Below are 19,408 nucleotides of genomic sequence, written 5' to 3'. Positions count from 1 at the left end.
GGTCGGCGATCACCGCGGCGCATGGTGGATAACAGGTTGGGTAGTTCCGGTGGAGACCGACCGAGCTCCCCTTACCATCGACACCGGGTCGGCGACCGGTGTGCAAATCTGGAGACAAAGATGATCGCAGTTCGTGCACGTTTTCTGAGCAGTCTGGTGCTCACGATTGGTGTTCCCAGCATCTTTCTCGGCGCGGCGGGTCCCGCGGCGTCGGCGGACACGGAGATCATCGATGCGTCCCAGGTGATCGATGTCCAAGAGGGCATCGAGGTCGAACCCACCCCGGCGGTAGCCGACTACGGCGGCGGCTGCGTCCTCTACCCCGGCGACAAGGCCGCGACGCTCGATTCGCTGCGCTTCCGGTGTTCGGCGGAACAACAGGACGCCATCTTCCGCGCCGCGCCGCTCGGCGCCGTTCCGACCGGTGTGACGTCGGGCTGGGTCACTCGCCCGCCGGTCATGCAGGCCGTCGCGCCTCCGCTGTGGATCGGCAAGACCTTCTACACCGGCCCGGACGGCGGCTACCTGATGAACCGCCTCACCGGCGCGGGCGTCGAGGGCTGGCGCGCCGACGTCTACGCGGCGCCTGCCCTGACCGACGGGCAGCCGGCCTGGGCGCTCGATTACGCGCCTTCGCCGACGCCGCCGGTCTACGACGAGATCCGAGAGGTCACTCCCGGCGTGTGGTTCGGCTACTCCTGGTGGCGCGGCGCCTTCCAGACCACCCTGCTGTTGACCTTCGCACTCGCCTGACCGACGAGTGTCGTTTGACCCTCCCGTCACTGGAGGGTGTTGGCTGATGCCATGACGGCAACCGTCCCCATCGGGGAATTCTCCAGGCTGAGCAATCTCAGCGTGAAGACGTTGCGCTACTACCACGAGATCGGCCTGCTCGCTCCGGTCGGCATAGACGCGAGTTCGGGCTATCGGCGGTACGCGACGGCGCAGGTCTCGCAGGCGCAGTTGATCCGCCGGTTGCGCGAGCTGGACATGCCGGTCCCGGAGATCCGCGCGGTGCTCGCCGCGCCGGACGAGAACGCCCGCGACGCCACGCTGCGTGCGCATCTGGAGCGCATGGAGGCCGAGTTGGCCCGTACCCGCGCGGTTGTGGCCTCGTTACGCGCGCTGCTGACGCCCTCGGCTCCGATCACCGTGGAGTACCGCACTGTCGCGGCGTTCCCGGCGGCGGCGATCGGCGCGACGGTGGCGCGCGAACGCATCGGCGAGTGGTGCGCTTCGACGTTCCAGGCGTTGTACGAGGCGCTGGCCGCCGCGGACATCACGCCCGCGGGCGTCGGCGGCGCCACCTACGGCACCGATTTCTTCGAACAGGACGAGGGCGCGGTCGTCGCGTTCGTCCCGCTCACCGACGCCGATGTCGCACTGCCCGCGGGGCTTTCGGCGATCGAGCTACCTCCACGCCGTTTCGCCGTCGCCGTGCACGAGGGCCCGTTCGAGGATTTCGACCGAACCTACGGCGCGCTGGGCAGTCATGTCGCCGAACACGACGTCGCGCTATCGGAGCCGATCCGCGAGATGTACCTGGTCGGACCGGACGTGTCCGACGATCCCACCACTTACCGGACCGAAGTGTGCTGGCCCATCGCCCAGCCTTGAAAAGGAGATATCCATGACGCTCTCGATCGCCCACGTCACCATCGATTGCGAGAATGCGGGCGCCCTGGCCGAATTCTGGTCACGGTTGCTGGAGACGCCCGTCGATCCCGACCCCACCCCGGAATTCGCCACCGTCGGCCGGACCGCGGGTGCGGCGACCGTGCTGATGTTCACTCGGGTGCCCGACAAGAACCCTGGCAAGAACGTGATCCACCTGGACCTGCAAGCATCGGACCGGGACGAGGTCGCACGCGCGATCGATCTCGGCGCGAAGCACGTCGGCGACTTCGACGAGTGGGGCCTGAAGTGGACGACACTGGCCGATCCGGAGGGGAACCTCTTCGACATCGCGCCCGAGTAGACCCCGCGTAGACGCGACGGCGGCCCGAACGGACCGTCGTCGCGTCCGCTGGATCAGGCCAGCTCGCGCTGCAGATTCCCGAGCACCTCGGCCTGGATCTTCTTCAGGCCCAGCGGTGCGAAGATGCCCTCGAAGATGCCCGCGATGCCGCCCGCGCCCTTCCAGGTGGTGCGCAGCGTGACCCGCGCGCCCGCGCCCTCGGGAGTGACGGTCCAGGTGTTCACCAGCGTCGAATTCGAGTCGCGCTCGGTGACAATCGAATCGGACACCGAGACGACCGCGTGCACGTTCCGCGAGCGCTTCTCGGTGGCCTGCAACGTCCATTCCGCGACGGTGCCCGCGCCTTTGCCGCCTTCGACCACCTTGTAGTCGCGGTAGTGCGACGAGAGAATGCGCGGACGTACCGTGTCGTAGTCGGCGATGGCCTCCAGCGCGCGCTGCGGATCCGCCGCCACGTCGATCGAACTACTGGCGCTGACCTGTCCCACAATGAGCTCCTTGTCCGGATGCGGTGTCTCGACCGGTCTCCATCCTGCCCTGCCTGCGCCGGAGCGGAGCGCCGGGGTTCGGCGAACCACTCCAGACAATTCGGTATTCCACTTCGCAACATGTGCGTGACATTTCTCCGCCACCGTGGCCGTGCGGTAGCCGAGCCGTGGGGTCCGTACTAGCGTCGAGGGGTGGCAGTGAGTCTGTTGGGGAAGGCCGGACACGCACCGGCCGCACGCGAATCAGGATTTGCCGCGCATCGAGCGGGCGTGGAGCGCCTATTGGCGAGCTACCGCGCGATACCCGAGCACGCCAACGTCCGGTTGGCGAAGAAGACCTCGAACCTTTTCCGAGCCAGGGCCAAGAACACCGCACCCGGACTCGACGTCTCCGGGCTGACCCGGGTCATCGCGGTGGACCCGGCCGCCAAGACCGCCGACGTCGCCGGCATGACCACCTACGAGGAGCTGGTCGCCGCCACCCTCCCGTACGGCCTCGCGCCGCTGGTCGTGCCGCAGCTCAAGACGATCACGCTGGGCGGCGCGGTCACCGGCCTCGGCATCGAGTCCACGTCCTTCCGCAACGGTCTGCCGCACGAGTCGGTGCTGGAGATGGACGTGCTGACCGGTGCGGGCGAGATCCTCACCGCCACGCCGGACAACGAACACGCCGATCTGTTCCGCGGCTTCCCGAACTCCTACGGCACGCTGGGCTATACGGTCCGGCTGAAGATCGAGCTGGAGGAAGTGCAGCCGTACGTGGCGCTGCGGCACGTGCGTTTCCGTGACGTGCGCGAGCTGGAGACCACCCTCGCCGCGATCGTCACCGACCGGGTCTATCAGGGCGAAACCGTCGACTACCTCGACGGCGTCGTGTTCTCCGCCGAGGAGAGCTACCTGACGCTGGGCCGGCGGACCGGCGAGCCGGGCCCGGTGAGCGACTACACCGGCATGGATGTCTACTACCGGTCCCTGCAGCACGAGGGCGCCACGCCCAAGCGCGACCGCCTGACCATCCACGACTACCTGTGGCGCTGGGACACCGACTGGTTCTGGTGCTCGCGCGCGTTCGGCACGCAGAACCCGAGGATCCGCCGCTTCTGGCCGAAACGCTACCGGCGCAGCAGCTTCTACTGGAAGCTCGTCGCGCTGGACCACAAGTACGCCATCGGCGACAAGCTGGAGGCCCGCAAGGGCAATCCCCCGCGCGAGCGGGTCGTGCAGGACATCGAGGTGCCTGTGGAACGCACCGCCGACTTCGTGGAATGGTTCCTGCGCGAGATCCCGATCGAGCCGATCTGGCTGTGCCCGCTGCGCTTGCGCGAGACCGGCGGCCAGGATCGGCCGGGCGAACGCGCCTGGCCGCTGTATCCCCTGGAGCCGGACCGGACCTACGTCAATGTCGGGTTCTGGTCGGCCGTGCCCACCACCCCTGGGCAGCAAGAGGGCGCGGCCAACCGCGCCATCGAGCGCACGGTGACCGAGTTCGACGGTCATAAGTCGCTGTACTCGGATTCCTTCTACGACAAGGATGAATTCGCCGCGCTCTACGGCGGAAACACTTATACCGAACTCAAGAAACGCTACGACCCGGACCAGCGCCTGCTGGATCTGTATTCGAAGGCGGTGCAACGTAAGTGACGACATTCAAGGACCGTTCCGATGTCTTCAACGATCTCGGAACCAAACTCAGCATTGCCGAAATCTTCGAGACCCTCGTCGAGGGGGAAGTCCCGATCCGGCTGACGGCCTACGACGGCAGCGCGACCGGACCGCAGGATTCGGAGTTCGCGCTGGACATCCGGACCCCGCGCGGCATCAATTATCTGGCGACGGCCCCCGGGGACCTGGGCATGGCCCGCGCCTACATCGCCGGCGACATGACCGCCAGCGGCGTGCACCCCGGTGATCCGTACGCGATCCTGAAGGCGATGGACCGGTTGAAGTTCCGCCGCCCGTCCGCGCTGGCCCTGGTGACCATCGCGCGCTCACTGGGCTGGGAGCGGCTCAAGCCGGTCGCCCCGCCGCCGCAGGAGACCTTGCCGCGCTGGCGGCGGATCGCCTTCGAGGGCCTGCGCCACTCCAAGACCCGCGACGCCGAAGCCATCCACCACCACTACGACGTCTCGAACACGTTCTACGAGTACGTGCTCGGCCCGTCGATGACCTACACCTGCGCGGCCTACGGCGACGAGAGCTGGACGCTGGAGCAGGCGCAGGAGAACAAATATCGCCTGGTATTCGAGAAGCTGCGGTTGAAGGAGGGCGACCGGCTGCTCGACATCGGCTGCGGATGGGGCGGCATGGTGCGCTACGCGGCCAAGCGCGGCGTCAAGGTGATCGGCGCGACGCTCTCGGCCGAGCAGGCGGACTGGGCGCAGCAGAAGATCGCCGAGGAAGGCCTCTCCGATCTCGCCGAAGTGCGCCATTCCGACTACCGCGACGTGCCGGAGGGCGAGTTCGACGCGGTCTCCTCGATCGGGCTCACCGAGCACATCGGGGTGCACAACTACCCGTTCTACTTCGAGTACATCAAGAACAAGCTGCGCGACGGCGGCCTGTTCCTGAATCACTGCATCACCCGCCCGGACAACACCCGCACCACCAAGGCGGGCGATTTCATCGACCGCTACGTGTTCCCCGACGGTGAGCTGATCGGCTCCGGCCGGATCATCTCCGAGATCCAGAACATCGGCCTCGAAGTGCTGCACGAGGAGAACCTGCGCGAGCACTACGCGCTGACCTTGCACGAGTGGTGCAAGAACCTGGTCGCCAACTGGGACGCCTGCGTCGCGGAGGTCGGCGAGGGCACCGCGAAGGTGTGGGGCCTCTACATGGCGGGCTGTCGGCTGGGCTTCCAGCGCAACGTGGTTCAGCTGCACCAGGTGCTCGGGGTCAAGCTGCCCCCGGACGGCGCCTGGACCGTGCCGCTGCGCCCGTGGTGGCAGCCCTGACCCGGTTCGTCAGTAGGCCCTGCTGCCCGCCCCGTTCAGAAGTTCGTCGAGGAACAGGGCGGGCAGTTCGATGTCGCCGACCTGCGCCGAGGCGGGCAGGTCGGTCCGCAGGACGCGGAGGATCCCGACCACGCCGGGACCCGCGTCCAGCAGCGGCCTGGTCCAGCCCAGACCGGCGCAGGTCGCGACGGCGGGCAGCAGCAGATTGGTGGCCTCGCCCACCCAGCCCGACGCGGCCAGGCATTCCGCGAGCAGTACCGCGGCGTCCAATTGGGCGCGCGGACGGTGCTTCTGCAGGGTGTGGTCGTACAGCGCGCGGGCGCGGCGCACCGCTCGGTCATCGGAGCCGGGCCGGTGTTCGGCCAGCAGCGCGCGGATCGCGGCGAGTTCCTCGGCCTCGGCGGTGAGCAAGGCGCCGCCGGTCAGCCGATGCGCCGCCTGCAACGGCGTGGATTCGCTGAGATCGGTGTACCGGCGTTCCCCCGGCTCCAGCGGCAGGCCCAGGCGGAGCCGTTCGGCTCGGATGTGCGCGGCCAACCGGGCCAGGCGGTTGTCGGCGGCGATGCGCGCGCCCTCGTCCAGCCGCGTGGCCGCGGTGAGCAGGTCTCCGCCGACCGCCTTGACCCGGGCGCCGACGACGAAAGTGGAGATCAGGAAGTCCACCGGCCCGACCCTGGTGACCAGCTCGTGACTCTCGTCGAGCAGCCGGTCGGCGGTTTCCAGATCGCCCCGGCGATAGCTCATCTCGCCGAGCAGCGCGGCGGCGACGCGCACCGCGTGCGAGCGTGGTCCGGAGCGCTCGCGCGCGGAGTCCCACGCCTGCTGGAAGCAACGCGTGGCGGTGGCGACGTCGAGTTGCTCGTAGGCGGCCGCGCCCTGGCCGCAGCGGCCGAACACCAGGCCGAGCGGATCCTTCGAGCGCTGGTGGTACTCCTCGGCCCACTCCTGCATATTCCTCGCGCCCTCGAAGTCGAACCCGCACAGGCGCACGAAGGTGGTCAGGTTCGCCGCGGTCGAGACGGTCCACGCCGGGAGGTCATCCGGCTCCCGCAGGCAGTCGGCGACCCGGTCCAGCACGCCTTCGGTGCGGTCGCGCGCGATCTGGTCCGAAGCGGCCAGCACCGCCGCCTGGCAGCGCTGCACGCGCACGTCGGCGTCGCTCGTGGAACCGCGGGCGAGGATGTTGGACAGCCTGCCGAGGGCGTTGCGCGCCGCGCCGGACTGCTGCAGGTTGACGTTCGCCCTGGCCACCGCCATCAGCAATTTGGAGCGCGACGCCACCTGCTGCATCGGCAGTTTCGACACGCTGCCCAGCAGGGTGGCCAGCCGGGAACCGTCGATGAGGTCCATGCCGCCGCCCTCGAGCAGGTCCAGCGCCATCTTCAGGTCGGTCGCGGCCAGTGCGTGGTCGACCGATTTGCGCAGCAGCTGGTGTTCGGCGTACCAGCGCGAAGCCTTGCGGTGCAGCGACTTCACCTTGCCCGGGTGGACGCGCTCGAGCCGGGTCCGCAGATGTTCGGCGAACAGCGGCTGCATCCGGAACCACTCCGGGTCGTGCTCGATGCGCCGCAGGAACAACTCGCGCTGCTCGGCCTGTTCGAGCAGCTGTTCGGCGTCCGACTCCTCGGACAGTGCAGCGGCGAGCGAGCCGCACACCCGCTCGGTCACCGCGATCGACATCAGGAACTCGAGCATCCTCGGTTCCAAGGTGTCGAGCACGTTCTCGGCGAGGTATTCGCGGATACCGTGGTTGCCCTCGGAGAGGGTGGCGATCAGCTGGGCCGGGTCGGCATTGCCACGCAGCGACAGTCCGACCAGCTGGATGGCCGCGGGCCAGCCGTCGGTGGCGGTGTGGATTTCGGTGACCTGCTCGGGAGTGAGGTCGAATCCGTTGCGCTCCACCAGGATCTGCCTGGTCTCCGCTTCGGTGAGGCGCAACGCGGCCGAGCCGATCTCGACCAGCTCGTCGTACACGCGCATGCGGCTGGTCGGCAGACCGGACTGCTCTCGGCTGGTCACGACGAAACGCAGGTGGTGGCAGCCGTTGTCGAGCAGGGCTTCCATCGCCCGATGCGCCCCCGCGTCGGTGATCCGCTGCCAGTCCTCGACGATCACCACGACCGTCTTGCCCGCCGTGTGGATCTCATCGATGAGGGTGGGGATCACGAACGCGGCGGCGTCGGCCGGCCGCTCCTCCAGCACCTGTTCCAGGCCCGCGCCGACGTCCGGGTGCACCCGGCGAATGGCCTGGATGAGGTGGGCCAGCAGCCAGATCTCGTTGTCGTCGTCGCGGTCGATCCCGATCCAGGCGACGGCGGCATCGCCTTCGGTGAGTGCGGCGCGCCACTGCGCGGCCAGCGTGCTCTTGCCGAATCCGGCGGGCGCGTGGATCACCGCGAGCCTGCGCCGACCGCCCCCGCGCAGGATGTCCAGCAGACGCGGCCGGGGTATCGGGTCCCGGGTGGGCGTGGGGGGACGGAATTTGGTCACGGCGGTCGGCGGTGTCGTCGTCGCGGACGCGGGATGCTGCGAGACGGCGGGGCGCAGCGTCAACGGCCAGCTGCGCCGGGCGGTGACCGCGGGACGCGAGCCGGTCCAGGCGACGGTCGGTTCGCCGATCGCGGTCGGCGCCGCCGCTTCCACCTCCGGCGTGGTGTCCAGCAGCGCCATCTCGTCCGGCAGCTGGTCATGGCTGCGCTGCACCGCGCGCAGCATCTCGCCGAACTCGTAGGCACTGGCCGGGCGATCCCGCGGACTGGGCGCCATCGCGTGTTCGATGACGGTGGCCACGTCCGGTGGAATGTCCTGTTCCCGTAGGTCGGGTATCGGCTGGGTGGTGATCCGCAGGAACTGCGCGACCACCCGCTCGCCCGCCTGCCGCTCGAAGGCCGCGTGCCCGGTGAGCAGGGCGAACAGCGTCGAGCCGAGGCCGTAGACGTCGGAGCGGATGGTCGGCTCGTCGCCTTTGAGCACCTCCGGCGCGGTGAACGCGGGCGAACCGGTGATCATGCTGCTCGAGGTGCGGAACCCGCCGGGAATGCGGGCGATGCCGAAATCCGTCAGCTGCGGCTCGCCGTAGCCGCTGAGCAGGACGTTGGCCGGTTTCACGTCGCGGTGCAGGATGCGGGCGCGGTGCGCGCTCTCGATGGCGCCCGCCAGCTTGACACCGGCGCGCAGCGAGTCCGCCCAAGTCAACGGGCCTTGATCGCGGATCAGCTTCTCCAGCGACCCATGGGTGCAGTACGGCATGACGATCAGCGGCATGCCGGTCGCCGTCACGTCCACCTGGAGGATGTCGACGATGTTCGGGTGACCGGACAGCCTGCCCATCGCCTGTTCCTCGCGTAGGAACCGCTCTCGGCTCTCCTCATCGATCTCCGAGGGCAGCACCTTCACCGCGACCACGCGATCCAAGGCGGTCTGGACGCAGCGGTAGACCACGCCGAACCCGCCGCGACCGATCTCCACCGCTCCGGACAGGCCCATCGCCTCCAGTTCGTCGGCGATGTCGATGGGCGTCTGCCGTTGCGTCTTCGTCTCGGCCGCAGTCGATTCGGGGCGCACCCGGCCCGAACGCGTCTGTGGATTCATGTGATCACCTCGAACTCACATCGAATCGGCGACATCGGCGACCAACTCCGCGCCGACACCCGGACGCCGTGTCCGATATGTCTGCGCATATTCCAACGTAGCGCGGTGCGGTATCACGCGGGTGACGTTTCCGGACAGGACAGGTGTGTCTCCAATCCGCGTGTTTCGCGCCGCGCAGCAGTGGGGATCGAGGGTCTGCACAGACGTCGCCTCGGCTCATGACCACACCGCCACATCGGGTCCACCACAACGGTTACCCCACGAGAATCGGGTCAAGCAGGCGTCGTGATAAGTTGCTTCTGCACGGAGTTTTCTTCTTTCGAGAAGCCTGTTTACATCGGCAGAAGTTGGACGTGGAGGAATTCGGTGTCAACGCCTGATCCCGACGAGGATTCCGCGGCACGCGGCCTACGACCGGACGCGGGTTCGGTCTATCGGCGCTACCTGAGCGCGGTCATGCTGCACGGACAAGCCGGCGCGCGGGCGGTCGACCTGGGCGCCACCGACCTCTACGCGCTCAACATCCTCGAACTGGCCGGACCGATGACGCCGGGCGAGCTCGGCGCACGCAGCGGACTGACGACCGGCCCGACCACGCGGCTGATCGATCGTCTGGAGGACGCCGGTTACGTCCGCCGCGCGCCGGTCCCGGGCGACCGGCGCAAGGTGATCGTCGAATTGATCGGCAAACCCGCCGATCTCGACGAGGTCCTCGCCCCCGCGCGGCAGCGCATCGGCGAGATCATCCGCGGCTACCCACCCGAACAGCGCGAGGTGCTGTTCGACTACTTCACCAGGGCGGCCGCCGCGTACCAGGCGGCCGCCGAGGAGTTGCGTCCCGCGGACTAGGCGATGGCCAGGGCGATGACCTGGGTGACCTGACGGCTGTCGAAATTGTCGTCGCTGACCAGGACGAGGGTCCGTTCGCCGGAAGGCAGGCGAGGACCCCAGGTCATGCCCTCCACGTTGTCGACGGCCGAGAGCACGACGTCGTCGAGGTCGATCAGCAGCCGCTTGCTCGCGGGGCGCGCGGCGCCGATCGGGGCGTCGAGGATGTTGGTCGCCGCACTCAGGTCCGCCTCGTAGACGCGGATCTTGTTGGGCGTGCCCGGCGAGTAGGACCGTTCCAGCACAAGGAGTTTCGTGGGATCCAGCGGATCGGCGGCGAGGATGGACGCGATCCCGGTCTCACCGCGGCCGGGCTCGGGCCGCGATTCGGCGAAGACCGGTTCCACCGGATACGCGTACTGGGCCAGCAGCGGACCCGATCGAGCCTGGATGGTGATGCGCGTGAGCGCTCCGCTGGTCGTGGTCGCCGCGGGGCCGTCGGGCAGGAGCGGCCCCTCCATCGAGGTCGCGAACAACGCGCCGGCGGCGAGGAAGGTCGCCCCCTCCAGCGTCGCGTTCCGCCGGGGGCCGGTGTCGGGGCGCATCCGTTCGTTGTCCGGGATCGGCAGCTCGCCGGCGTAGGAGCCGTCCGGGTGCGTGATCCGCACGGACGGGTCGTCCAGCACCATGCCGGTCCGCTCACCTTCTTGCGTCCAGTAGTAGTCGCCGGTCCACGGGTCCACCCGGATCTCTTCCGGGTCCACCGACATCGGTGGGTAGACAGCGCCCGTCGCGGTCGGCAACGGTCGCGTCCCGGTGAGCGTCACCGGTCCGACACCGCCTTCGCCGACCTCGATGCGCGCGGTGTAGTACCGCGCCGGGTTCTTGCTCGACCGGTCGTCGCTGATCAGCACGTATTCACCGGTGCGCGGCGAGTAGTCGATTCCGGAGAGGCCACCGACGACGGTGCCCTCGAAATCCGAGTTCGACGCGATCGTCTGCTCGCCGAGCAAGCGCACCGAGGGCACCGTCACCGGGTCGGCGGCCGCGACCGGGCCCGAAGCGAGCGCGAGGGCGCAACCGGCGATCAGAACATGGCGACTATGTCTCGGCACGGCTGCCAACCTATCCGGCCGAACGGACGCGAAGGTGAACGGGCCGGAAAACGGCGGAAGCCCGCCACCACGAAACGTGGTGGCGGGCTTCGCCGTTGCCTTCCGGCGCGAGACTACTTACGCAGCGAGGCCGGGACCTCGAAGCGCTCGCCGTAGGTCTTGGCGAGGTAGTCGGCACGCTCCACGAAAGCCTCCTGGCCACCCGGGTAACCGACGATGAACTGGTGCACACCACCGGTCCACGCCGGGAAGCCGATGCCGAAGATCGAGCCGATGTTGGCGTCGGCGGTGGAGGTGAGCACGCCCTCGTCGAAGCACTTCTGGGTCTCGATCGCCTCCGCGAACAGCATGCGGTCGATCAGATCCTGCAGCGGCACACCGAAGTCCGCCGTGGTCTTGAAGTGCTCACGCAGGCCCGGCCACAGACCGGTGCGCTTGCCGTTCTCGTCGTACTCGTAGAAGCCCGCCTTCTCCAGGCGGCCCGGACGACCCTCCGACACCATGTAGTCGATGACGTCCTGCGCCGGGTGCCGCTTGACGCCCAGGGTGGTGTCGCCCGCCTCGGCGGCTTCCAGGGTTTCCTTGGCGATCTTCTGCATGAGCTTCATGTTCAGCTCGTCCGACAGCTGCAGCGGCGCGGCCGGGTAGCCCGCCTGCAGACCGGCCTGCTCGATGGTGGCGGGCTCGATGCCCTCCTTGAGCATGGCGATCGCCTCGTTGACGAAGGTGCCGATCACGCGGGAGGTGAAGAAGCCGCGGCTGTCGTTGACGACGATCGGGGTCTTCTTGATCGCGAGGGTGTAGTCGAACACCCGGGCCAGCGCCTCGTCCGAGGTCTTCTCACCCTTGATGATCTCCACCAGCGGCATCTTGTCGACCGGCGAGAAGAAGTGGATGCCGATGAAGTCCTCCTGGCGCTTCACGCCGGTCGCCAGACCGGTGATCGGCAGCGTGGAGGTGTTCGAGCCGAGCAGCGCGTCGGGGGTGACGATGTCCTCGATCTCCTGGAACACCTTGTGCTTCAGCTCGGTGTTCTCGAAGACGGCCTCGATGACGAAGTCGACGCCGGCGAAGTCGGCCGCGTCCGCGGTCGGCTTGATCCGGTCCAGCAGCGCCTTGGACTTCTCCTCGGTGGTCTTGCCCCGGGACAGTGCCTTGGCCTCGATCTTCTCGGAGTAGTTCTTGCCGCGCTCGGCCGCCTCGATGGAGACGTCCTTCAGCACGACCTCGTAGCCCGCCTTGGCCGAGACGTAGGCGATGCCCGCGCCCATCATGCCCGCGCCGAGCACGCCGACCTTCTTGATCTCCTTCTTCGGCACGTCCTTCGGACGCGAACCGCCGTTGTTGATCGTCTGCAGGTCGAAGAAGAACGCCTGGATCATGTTCTTCGCGACCGGGCCGGTGAGCAGGTGCACGAAGTAGCGGGACTCGATCAGCGACGCGTTGTCGATGTCGACCTGCGACCCCTCGACCGCGGCGGACATGATCGCGCGCGGCGCGGGCATGTTCGCACCCTTGATCTGCTTGCGCAGGTTCGCCGGGAACGCGGGCAGGTTCGCCGCGAAGGCGGGCGAGGACGGGGTGCCGCCGGGGATCTTGAAGCCCTTCTTGTCCCAGGGCTGCACACCGGCTTCGGGGTTGGCCTTGATCCACGCCTTGGCGGCGGGGACCAGTTCCTCGATCGAACCGACGAGCTCGTCGATCAGGCCGATCTCCTTGGCCTTGGCCGGCTTGTTGCGCTGGCCCTGCAGCAGCACCTGCATCAGGGCGTTCTGCAGGCCCAGCATGCGCACGGTGCGGATGATGCCGCCGCCCGCAGGCAGCAGGCCGAGGGTGGCCTCCGGCAGACCGATCTGCGAACCCGGCACGTCCGCGGCGATGCGGTGGTGGGTGGCCAGCGCGATCTCCAGGCCGCCGCCGAGCGCGGCGCCGTTGATGGCCGCGACGACCGGCTTGCCCAGCTGCTCCAGGCGACGCAGGGCGCTCTTGATCTCGGTGAGCTCCTCCATCAGCGCCTGGGCGTCGTCCGGGCCGACCTTCATCATGTTCTTCAGGTCGCCGCCCGCGAAGAAGGTCTTCTTCGCGGAGGTCAGCACGACACCGGTGATGGTGTCCTTCTCCGCCTCGAGCCGGTCGACGGTGGCGGTCATCGACTTCTTGTACAGCTCGTTCATCGTGTTGGCGCCCTGGTTCGGGTCGTCCATCGTCAGCACGACGATGCCGTCCGAATCCTGCTCCCAACCGATCATGTTGGTTTCGCTCACAGCTCTGTGTCTCCTAAGTGAATTGGCGGCGTTCGCGGCCCTACGTGGTTACGCAGGCTGCCGCCTCCGGGCCTGACGCTCACGCCGCGTGAATTCTCAGCTGTCGGTTGGGGCTCAGACCCGCTCGATGATGGTGGCCACGCCCATGCCGCCGCCGATGCACAGCGTGATCAGCGCGTAGCGGCCGTTGCGACGCTCCAGCTCGTCGACCATGGTGCCGGTGATCATCGCGCCGGTCGCGCCCAGCGGGTGGCCCATCGCGATCGCGCCGCCGTTGACGTTCAGCTTCTCGTCCGGGACGTTCAGGTCCTTCTGGAACTTCAGCACCACGGAGGCGAACGCCTCGTTGATCTCGACCAGGTCGATGTCGTCGAGGGTCAGCCCCGCCTTGGCCAGCACCTTCTTGGCGGCCGGGGTGGGACCGGTGAGCATGATGGTGGAGTCGGCACCGCTGGTGGCGGTCGCGACGACGCGCGCACGCGGGGTCAGGCCGGAAGCCTTGCCCGCCTCTTCCGAGCCCACGAGCACGAGCGCCGCGCCGTCGACGATGCCCGAGCTGTTGCCGCCGTGGTGCACGTGGTTGATCTTCTCCACGAAGTGGAACTTCTGCAGCGCCACCGCGTCGAAGCCACCCATCTCACCGATCACGGCGAAGGACGGCTGCAGCTTGGCCAGGTCCTCGGCGGTGGTGCCGGGGCGCATGTGCTCGTCCTTGTCCAGCACGACGATGCCGTTCTGGTCCTTGACCGGGACGATCGACTTGGCGAAGTACCCGCCGGTGGTGGCCTTGGCGGCCAGCTCCTGCGAGCGCACCGCGTAGGCGTCGACATCGTCGCGGCTGAAGCCCTCGATGGTGGCGATCAGGTCGGCGGAGACGCCCTGCGGGACGAAGTAGGTGTCGTAGTTGGTGGCCGGGTCGAGCGCCCAAGCGCCGCCGTCGGAGCCCATTGGCACGCGCGACATGGACTCGACGCCACCGGCGATGACCAGGTCGTCGAAGCCGGAACGGACCTTCTGGGCCGCGAGGTTGACCGCCTCGAGGCCGGAGGCGCAGAAGCGGTTGAGCTGGAAGCCGCCGACGGTGTCGGGCAGGCCGGCCACGGTGACCGCGGTACGGGCGATATCCGCGCCCTGGTCGCCGACCGGCGCGACCACGCCGAGGATCAGGTCGGAGATCCGGTCCTCGTCGAGGTTCGGGAAGCGGCCGCGCAGCTCCTGGATCAGACCAACAGTCAGGTCGATCGGCTTGACCGAGTGCAGCGAGCCGTTCTTCTTGCCACGGCCGCGCGGAGTGCGGATGGCCTCGTAAATGTAGGCCTCTGTGGTCATGGAGTGTTCCTTCCTCAATGTGCTGCGGCCGGACGTATGTCCGTCCGAGCGCGGGTGTGCGGCGACACCGCGGGTGCGGCGTGGCTGCGGCTGACCTCGCCGACCGGCCTTGCGGCCGACCGTTCCTAACGCTGTACAAAACCAGGCAGGCGACAGCGGACGCACGACCCGGTCGCCCGTACGCCTGGGCATACCATAGAACGTCGGCGTACCGAAGCTCCCGGCTACCCGTCCATACTACCGTGGAGTGCGAACTCCGGTTAACTTAACGTCGTGAGAACGGTGGTTGTCAACCATCCAACCGTGTGGCACCCAGCTCACTCTTCAGCAATTCGATGGCGACCTCGTCCGGGTCGCGCCGGTCGCCGGGAGCCACCGGATCGGCAGCGGCGGCCATCATCTCCTGCTCCTCCTCCGGTGTCGAGGCCGGGACGACCCCGTCCCGGTCCCAGCCGCGCTCGGCCGGGGCGTCGTTCGCGCTCGGCCCGGCGTCGTGCGAGGGATAGTCCGCGGGGCCCGGGTCGTCGGGCAGGTCCGGGTAGTCGGGCGGCGGGATGTCGTCGTCCGCGGGATACGGACGCGGGTCCGCGCCGCCCGCGCGTGGACGTCCCGCGCTGCCCGCCTTGTCGGCGCTCGCGTTCCTCGCCTGGCTCGGGCGGGAGAACCGCGGCGGGGCAGTGGCGCCCGAAGCGCGTCCTGCCGCGTTGCCGGATTCACGTCCCGGCTGATTGCCCGCCTGCCCGCGGGTGCGGTTGCCCGCTCCGCCCGCCCGTGGCGCCGCCGCGGGCCGTGGCGCCGCGCCGCCGGCTTCCCAGCGCACCTCGTGGTCGCGTCCGAGCACCGCCCGCACCGCCGACCGCACCGCTTCCAGATTCCGCGGATCGGACAGGCGCTGGGCCAACGGCGCGTGCTGATGCGCGAAGACGATGACCTCGCCCTCCACCCGGGCGACCGACGCGCCGGCGAGCATCGCCTGCACGGCCGCGCCGAACTCCCGCACCTTGGCACGAATGTCCGTCCAAGCGGCTTCCACTTCGCGCAGCAGATCGTCGTTCGATACCGAGGAAGAACCGGCGGCGGGCTCCGGCGAGGATGTCTGCGCGTCCCGCGCCTCCTGACCGACGGCAGGACGTCGCGCGGCAGCAGAATCGGCGGCGCCCCGATCCTGGCCGACGGCGGATTCCCGCGCGGCACTCGATTCCCCGACCCCGCGCTCACGTCCGACAGCAGAATCTCGCGCGGCACCCGAGTCCGCAGCCGCGCGGCCGACAGCAGAGTCCCGGTTATCGCCCGAGTCCCCGACCCGGCGCTCACGTCCGACAGCAGAATCTCGCGCGGCACCCGAGTCCGCAGCCGCGCGGCCGACAGCAGAGTCCCGGTTATCGCCCGAGTCCCCGGCCCCGCGATCGGGCTCGACAGCAGAACCCCGCGCGACAGCCGACTCCGCAGCCCCGGGAGCGGGTCCGACAGCAGGACCCCGAGCAACAGCCGAAGTCGCAGCCCCGCGATCCTGGCCCGCAGCCGAGTCCCGCGCATCGCTCGAACCCCCGGCCCCACGCTCACGGCCGACAGCAGACTCCCGCGCAGTAGCCGGGTCCGTACCCCCCTGCTCGGGTCCCACAGCAGATTGCCGCGCGCCACTCGAGTCCGCGACTCCACGACCGCGATCGACGGCCGGATCGGCGCCGGGCAACACCGCGTGCGCGCCCGAAGGCCGAGAATTCGCCGCCTGCTCGGCCGGAACACGCCCGGGCGCTGACGCGACATCGTAAATACTTTGTGCGGCAGCGGGTTCGGAAGAAACGCGTCCCGCTCCGACGCCTCCACCCCGCACGGCGTCGCCAGCCGACCCGGATACGCCGGGCGTGGACCCGGACGCGTCGTCCGTCCCGATGTTCGGAGCACTCGTCGCTACGCTCGCGCTCGGCCCTCCCCCCGGCATCGTCCCCACAGAGCGACTGCCGGGCACAGCGGCGGAATCCGGTTCGGCTACCGGCGCAGACGGATCCGTGCCGCGTCCCGCAGGCGAAGCCATCGAGTCCCGGGACGACGCACCACCGGCGGGCCACGGCCGACGCTCCCCACTCGCGGATTCCCCACCGCCACGCGGCCCAGCGGTGGAGCCTGCCGCACCGGAAGACGGATCCGCTCCCGCACCGCTGCCTGCCTGCGGGCGCTCAACGATTCCGGCGTCATCGGACGCGCCTCGGGCGGGCGCCGCCCCCTCCCCGCCACCGGTCTGCGCCGAATCTCCTGCGGAAGCACCACCACCTGCGTCGGCAGCCGAGCGACCACCTCCGCGATTCTCCCGCATCGCGGCCAGCGCCTCGGCACCTCGGCGACGGGGCGGCCCGGCCGCGGCCGCGGGGGTGGAAGCAGGCGGCGCGGACGCGGCGGGAGCGGAACCGAGGGACCCACCGGCCAGGCCGCGCTCCAGCCGTTCCAACCGCTGCAACGTGGCGGATTCCGCGTCGGACACCGAAGGCAGCAGCATGCGCGCGCAGACCACTTCGAGCAGCAGCCGCGGCGCCGTGGCGCCGCGCATCTCCCCCAGCCCCTCGTGCAGCAGCTCGGCGTAACGGGTGAGGGTGGCCGAGCCCAAACGCGCCGCCTGGTCGCGCATCCGATCGAGCACGTCACCGGGGCCGGTGACCAGACCGCGTTCGGTGGCGTCGGGCACCGCCCGCAAAAGGATCAGGTCGCGGAAACGATCGAGCAGGTCGACGGCGAAACGCCGTGGGTCGTGGCCCGCCTCCATCACCCGGTCGACGGTGCCGAACAGCGCGGCGCCGTCGTCGGCGGCCAGCGCCTCGACCGCGTCATCGATCAGCGCCACGTCGGTGACGCCGAGCAGCGAGACCGCGCGGGCGTAGGTGACGCCCTCGGGGCCCGCGCCCGCCAGCAGCTGGTCGAGCACGCTGAGGCTGTCGCGCGGCGAACCGCCGCCCGCGCGAATCACCAAGGGGTACACCGCTTCTTCGACCTGCACATGCTCCTGCTCGCAGATCCGCCCGAGCAGTCCGCGCATCGTGGCGGGAGGCAGCAGCCGGAAGGGGTAGTGATGCGTACGCGACCGGATGGTGGGCAGCACCTTGTCCGGCTCCGTGGTCGCGAAGATGAAGATCAGGTGCGCGGGCGGCTCCTCGACGATCTTGAGCAGCGCGTTGAACCCGGCGGTGGTCACCATGTGCGCCTCGTCGACGATGAAGACCCGGTACCTGGACTCGGCGGGCGCGTAGAAGGCGCGGTCACGCAGTTCCCTGGTGTCGTCGACGCCGCCGTGGCTCGCGGCGTCGAGTTCGATGACGTCCAGATTGCCCGGACCGCCGGGCCCCAGCGCCACACAGGACGGGCAGGTGCCGCAGGGCGTCGAGGTGGGCCCCTCCACGCAGTTCAGCGAGCGGGCGAGGATGCGCGCGGACGACGTCTTCCCGCAGCCGCGCGGACCGGAGAACAGATAGGCATGACTGATCCGCCCCGTGTCGAGCGCGGTACTCAGCGGGTCGGTGACGTGCTCCTGACCCACCACCTCAGCGAACGTTGCCGGTCGGTACTTCCGGTACAGAGCCACGGCCAGAGGTTACCGGCGACCGCCGACAAAGGACATTCCCGCCTGCGGCCCCGGGAGGTGACCCAGACGAGCAGAATGATGTGATTCACATCACAACATGCGTACCGCCTTCTTCGGAGGCCGACCGGTACGTACGCGATAGCAACCTCAGAGCTATCGCTCATGCTGCACGAGCGAAGTCCGACTTGCCCACCGAAGCGTCCCGTCCGCGCCCGGAAAATATGGACTCCCACCCCGATTTACCACGACTTTTTGGAAATAACGAAACCGTCACCATGGGTGACAGCGACGCAATCCGCTGGCTAACGTGGCACTCGGCAACTTCGGTAGCCAAACCTTCATCAGGTTGGTGACCCCGGCCGGTCCCTCATCCCGACCGGGGCACAACCTACCGAACTGAGCCCACGGGTGACCAGCGCCAATCCCCACTTCCACCGGAGGACCGTCCACCGTGTCGTGTGACGACATCGCCGCCGCCTGGCTGTCCAGCACCGATTTCGCAGGCGACCGCTCCGCCGTCGCCCTCTTGAGCCGCGCCATCAGCCCCCAGGAGTTCGCGATCAAGCGCGACTCGCTGCCGGTGACCGCGGCCGCCGATCCGACCACCGCGGCGGCCATCCTCGAACTCCTCGAACGCGGCCAGGTGCCCACCATGGCCGCGATCCGCACCCTCACCGCGCAGAACGAGATGCGCCGCGAGGCCGAGCGCATCGAACGGCTCGGCCGCCGCGCCCAGCGCAGCATCGACGACTTCGGCCGGGTGCTCGCCAAACTGGCGGACGCGCACTGGACCGCGCACGGCTACGGCCCCACCCGCCGCGACGTGCTGTGCACCGAGCAGATCATGACGTTGATCCGCACTCGCGTCGGCAATATCGCGCCGTCGGCGGTCAAACACCTCTGGCTGATCGAGCGGGCCCAGCGCGCGGGGTGGATCGCCTCCAACGCCAATCCCCGTTCCTTGTGCGCCGCCCGGCGTTTCTACGCCGCCCAGTACGGCAACCGGGTCTCGTTGCGCCCCGTGAACACCATCGGCACCGCGATCGCGACCTATCTGGCGGATTACCAGGCCGAGCACGGCCGCCCGCCGCGCTGGTCGGTGGTCGCGCAAGAACTGCGCGACGACCGCGGGCGCAGGATCTTCCACAACACCGCCGATGCCCGCGCCCAGCAGCTCTGGTTGACCACCGCGGAGTGGGTGGAGATGCGCGACGACCTCCCCGTGCCCGGGCGACGCGGGTTGCGCGCCATGCGTAGATCTCGCGGCTGAAACGGAGTGGACCGTGCGGG

At 69.0% G+C, this 19,408-nt stretch carries 12 protein-coding genes and 1 pseudogene; 7 read left to right on the top strand and 6 right to left on the bottom strand.

What is annotated here, in order from left to right; all coding sequences use genetic code 11:
• The first annotated feature begins 120 nt into the window (after positions 1-120).
• Genes ABZ552_RS03980 through ABZ552_RS03970 form a run of 3 tightly spaced genes read left to right on the top strand, consistent with a single transcriptional unit; the run spans position 121 to position 1,978 of the window.
• On the top strand, positions 121-753 hold the full coding sequence (locus tag ABZ552_RS03980) for a hypothetical protein (RefSeq protein WP_281919208.1): 633 nt from the start codon (positions 121-123) through the stop codon (positions 751-753).
• A gap of 51 nt (positions 754-804) precedes the next feature.
• Positions 805-1,617 carry a MerR family transcriptional regulator gene (locus ABZ552_RS03975; RefSeq protein ID WP_357435471.1) on the top strand — a complete coding sequence of 271 codons (813 nt, stop codon included), beginning with the start codon at positions 805-807 and terminating at the stop codon, positions 1,615-1,617.
• Positions 1,618-1,630: 13 nt separating this feature from the next.
• The gene (locus ABZ552_RS03970; RefSeq protein WP_281876841.1) at positions 1,631-1,978 is read left to right on the top strand and encodes a VOC family protein; all 348 of its coding nucleotides are present in this window, start codon (positions 1,631-1,633) and stop codon (positions 1,976-1,978) included.
• A gap of 53 nt (positions 1,979-2,031) precedes the next feature.
• Here the strand turns inward: ABZ552_RS03970 and ABZ552_RS03965 are convergent, their stop codons facing one another.
• Positions 2,032-2,466 (bottom strand): SRPBCC family protein, encoded by a 435-nt coding sequence (locus tag ABZ552_RS03965; RefSeq protein ID WP_195084919.1) that lies wholly within the window; start codon positions 2,464-2,466, stop codon positions 2,032-2,034.
• Positions 2,467-2,664: 198 nt separating this feature from the next.
• Between ABZ552_RS03965 and ABZ552_RS03960 the strand changes: the two genes are divergently transcribed.
• Both ABZ552_RS03960 and ABZ552_RS03955 read left to right on the top strand, forming a co-directional pair.
• A complete protein-coding gene (locus tag ABZ552_RS03960) occupies positions 2,665-4,107 on the top strand; it encodes an FAD-binding oxidoreductase (RefSeq protein ID WP_281881266.1) in 1,443 nt (480 codons plus the stop codon).
• Positions 4,104-5,420 carry a class I SAM-dependent methyltransferase gene (locus ABZ552_RS03955; RefSeq protein ID WP_281919210.1) on the top strand — a complete coding sequence of 439 codons (1,317 nt, stop codon included), beginning with the start codon at positions 4,104-4,106 and terminating at the stop codon, positions 5,418-5,420. The genes ABZ552_RS03960 and ABZ552_RS03955 overlap by 4 nt, the downstream gene beginning before the upstream one ends.
• A 9-nt stretch (positions 5,421-5,429) precedes the next feature.
• On the opposite strand, the gene ABZ552_RS03950 is transcribed toward ABZ552_RS03955, so the two are convergent.
• Positions 5,430-9,011, bottom strand: coding sequence for a serine/threonine-protein kinase (locus tag ABZ552_RS03950; protein WP_281876838.1), 3,582 nt, complete (start codon positions 9,009-9,011; stop codon positions 5,430-5,432).
• A gap of 366 nt (positions 9,012-9,377) precedes the next feature.
• Between ABZ552_RS03950 and ABZ552_RS03945 the strand changes: the two genes are divergently transcribed.
• Complete coding sequence (locus tag ABZ552_RS03945; protein WP_281876837.1) at positions 9,378-9,860, top strand: MarR family transcriptional regulator; 483 nt, start codon at positions 9,378-9,380, stop codon at positions 9,858-9,860.
• Here the strand turns inward: ABZ552_RS03945 and ABZ552_RS03940 are convergent.
• The 4 genes and pseudogenes from ABZ552_RS03940 to ABZ552_RS03925 form a co-directional block, all read right to left on the bottom strand.
• On the bottom strand, positions 9,857-10,954 hold the full coding sequence (locus tag ABZ552_RS03940) for an esterase-like activity of phytase family protein (RefSeq protein ID WP_357435467.1): 1,098 nt from the start codon (positions 10,952-10,954) through the stop codon (positions 9,857-9,859). The genes ABZ552_RS03945 and ABZ552_RS03940 overlap by 4 nt on opposite strands.
• 113 nt (positions 10,955-11,067) lie before the next feature.
• The gene (locus tag ABZ552_RS03935; protein ID WP_281876835.1) at positions 11,068-13,218 is read right to left on the bottom strand and encodes a 3-hydroxyacyl-CoA dehydrogenase NAD-binding domain-containing protein; all 2,151 of its coding nucleotides are present in this window, start codon (positions 13,216-13,218) and stop codon (positions 11,068-11,070) included.
• 114 nt (positions 13,219-13,332) lie between these two features.
• On the bottom strand, positions 13,333-14,547 hold the full coding sequence (locus ABZ552_RS03930) for an acetyl-CoA C-acetyltransferase (protein ID WP_281876834.1): 1,215 nt from the start codon (positions 14,545-14,547) through the stop codon (positions 13,333-13,335).
• Positions 14,548-16,567: 2,020 nt separating this feature from the next.
• Positions 16,568-18,118: pseudogene (locus ABZ552_RS03925) on the bottom strand (DNA polymerase III subunit gamma and tau); the annotation flags it as partial.
• A 451-nt stretch (positions 18,119-18,569) separates the two neighbouring features.
• Between ABZ552_RS03925 and ABZ552_RS03920 the strand changes: the two are divergent.
• Positions 18,570-19,388 (top strand): hypothetical protein, encoded by an 819-nt coding sequence (locus ABZ552_RS03920; protein WP_281876833.1) that lies wholly within the window; start codon positions 18,570-18,572, stop codon positions 19,386-19,388.
• Positions 19,389-19,408: the final 20 nt, after the last annotated feature.

The organism is Nocardia sp. NPDC019219 (genome assembly GCF_040632645.1).
In the GTDB taxonomy this organism is placed as follows: Bacteria; Actinomycetota; Actinomycetes; order Mycobacteriales; family Mycobacteriaceae; genus Nocardia; species Nocardia sputorum.
The sequence above is the reverse complement of the archived record's forward strand: the minus strand, read 5'-3'. Positions and strand labels throughout refer to the sequence as shown.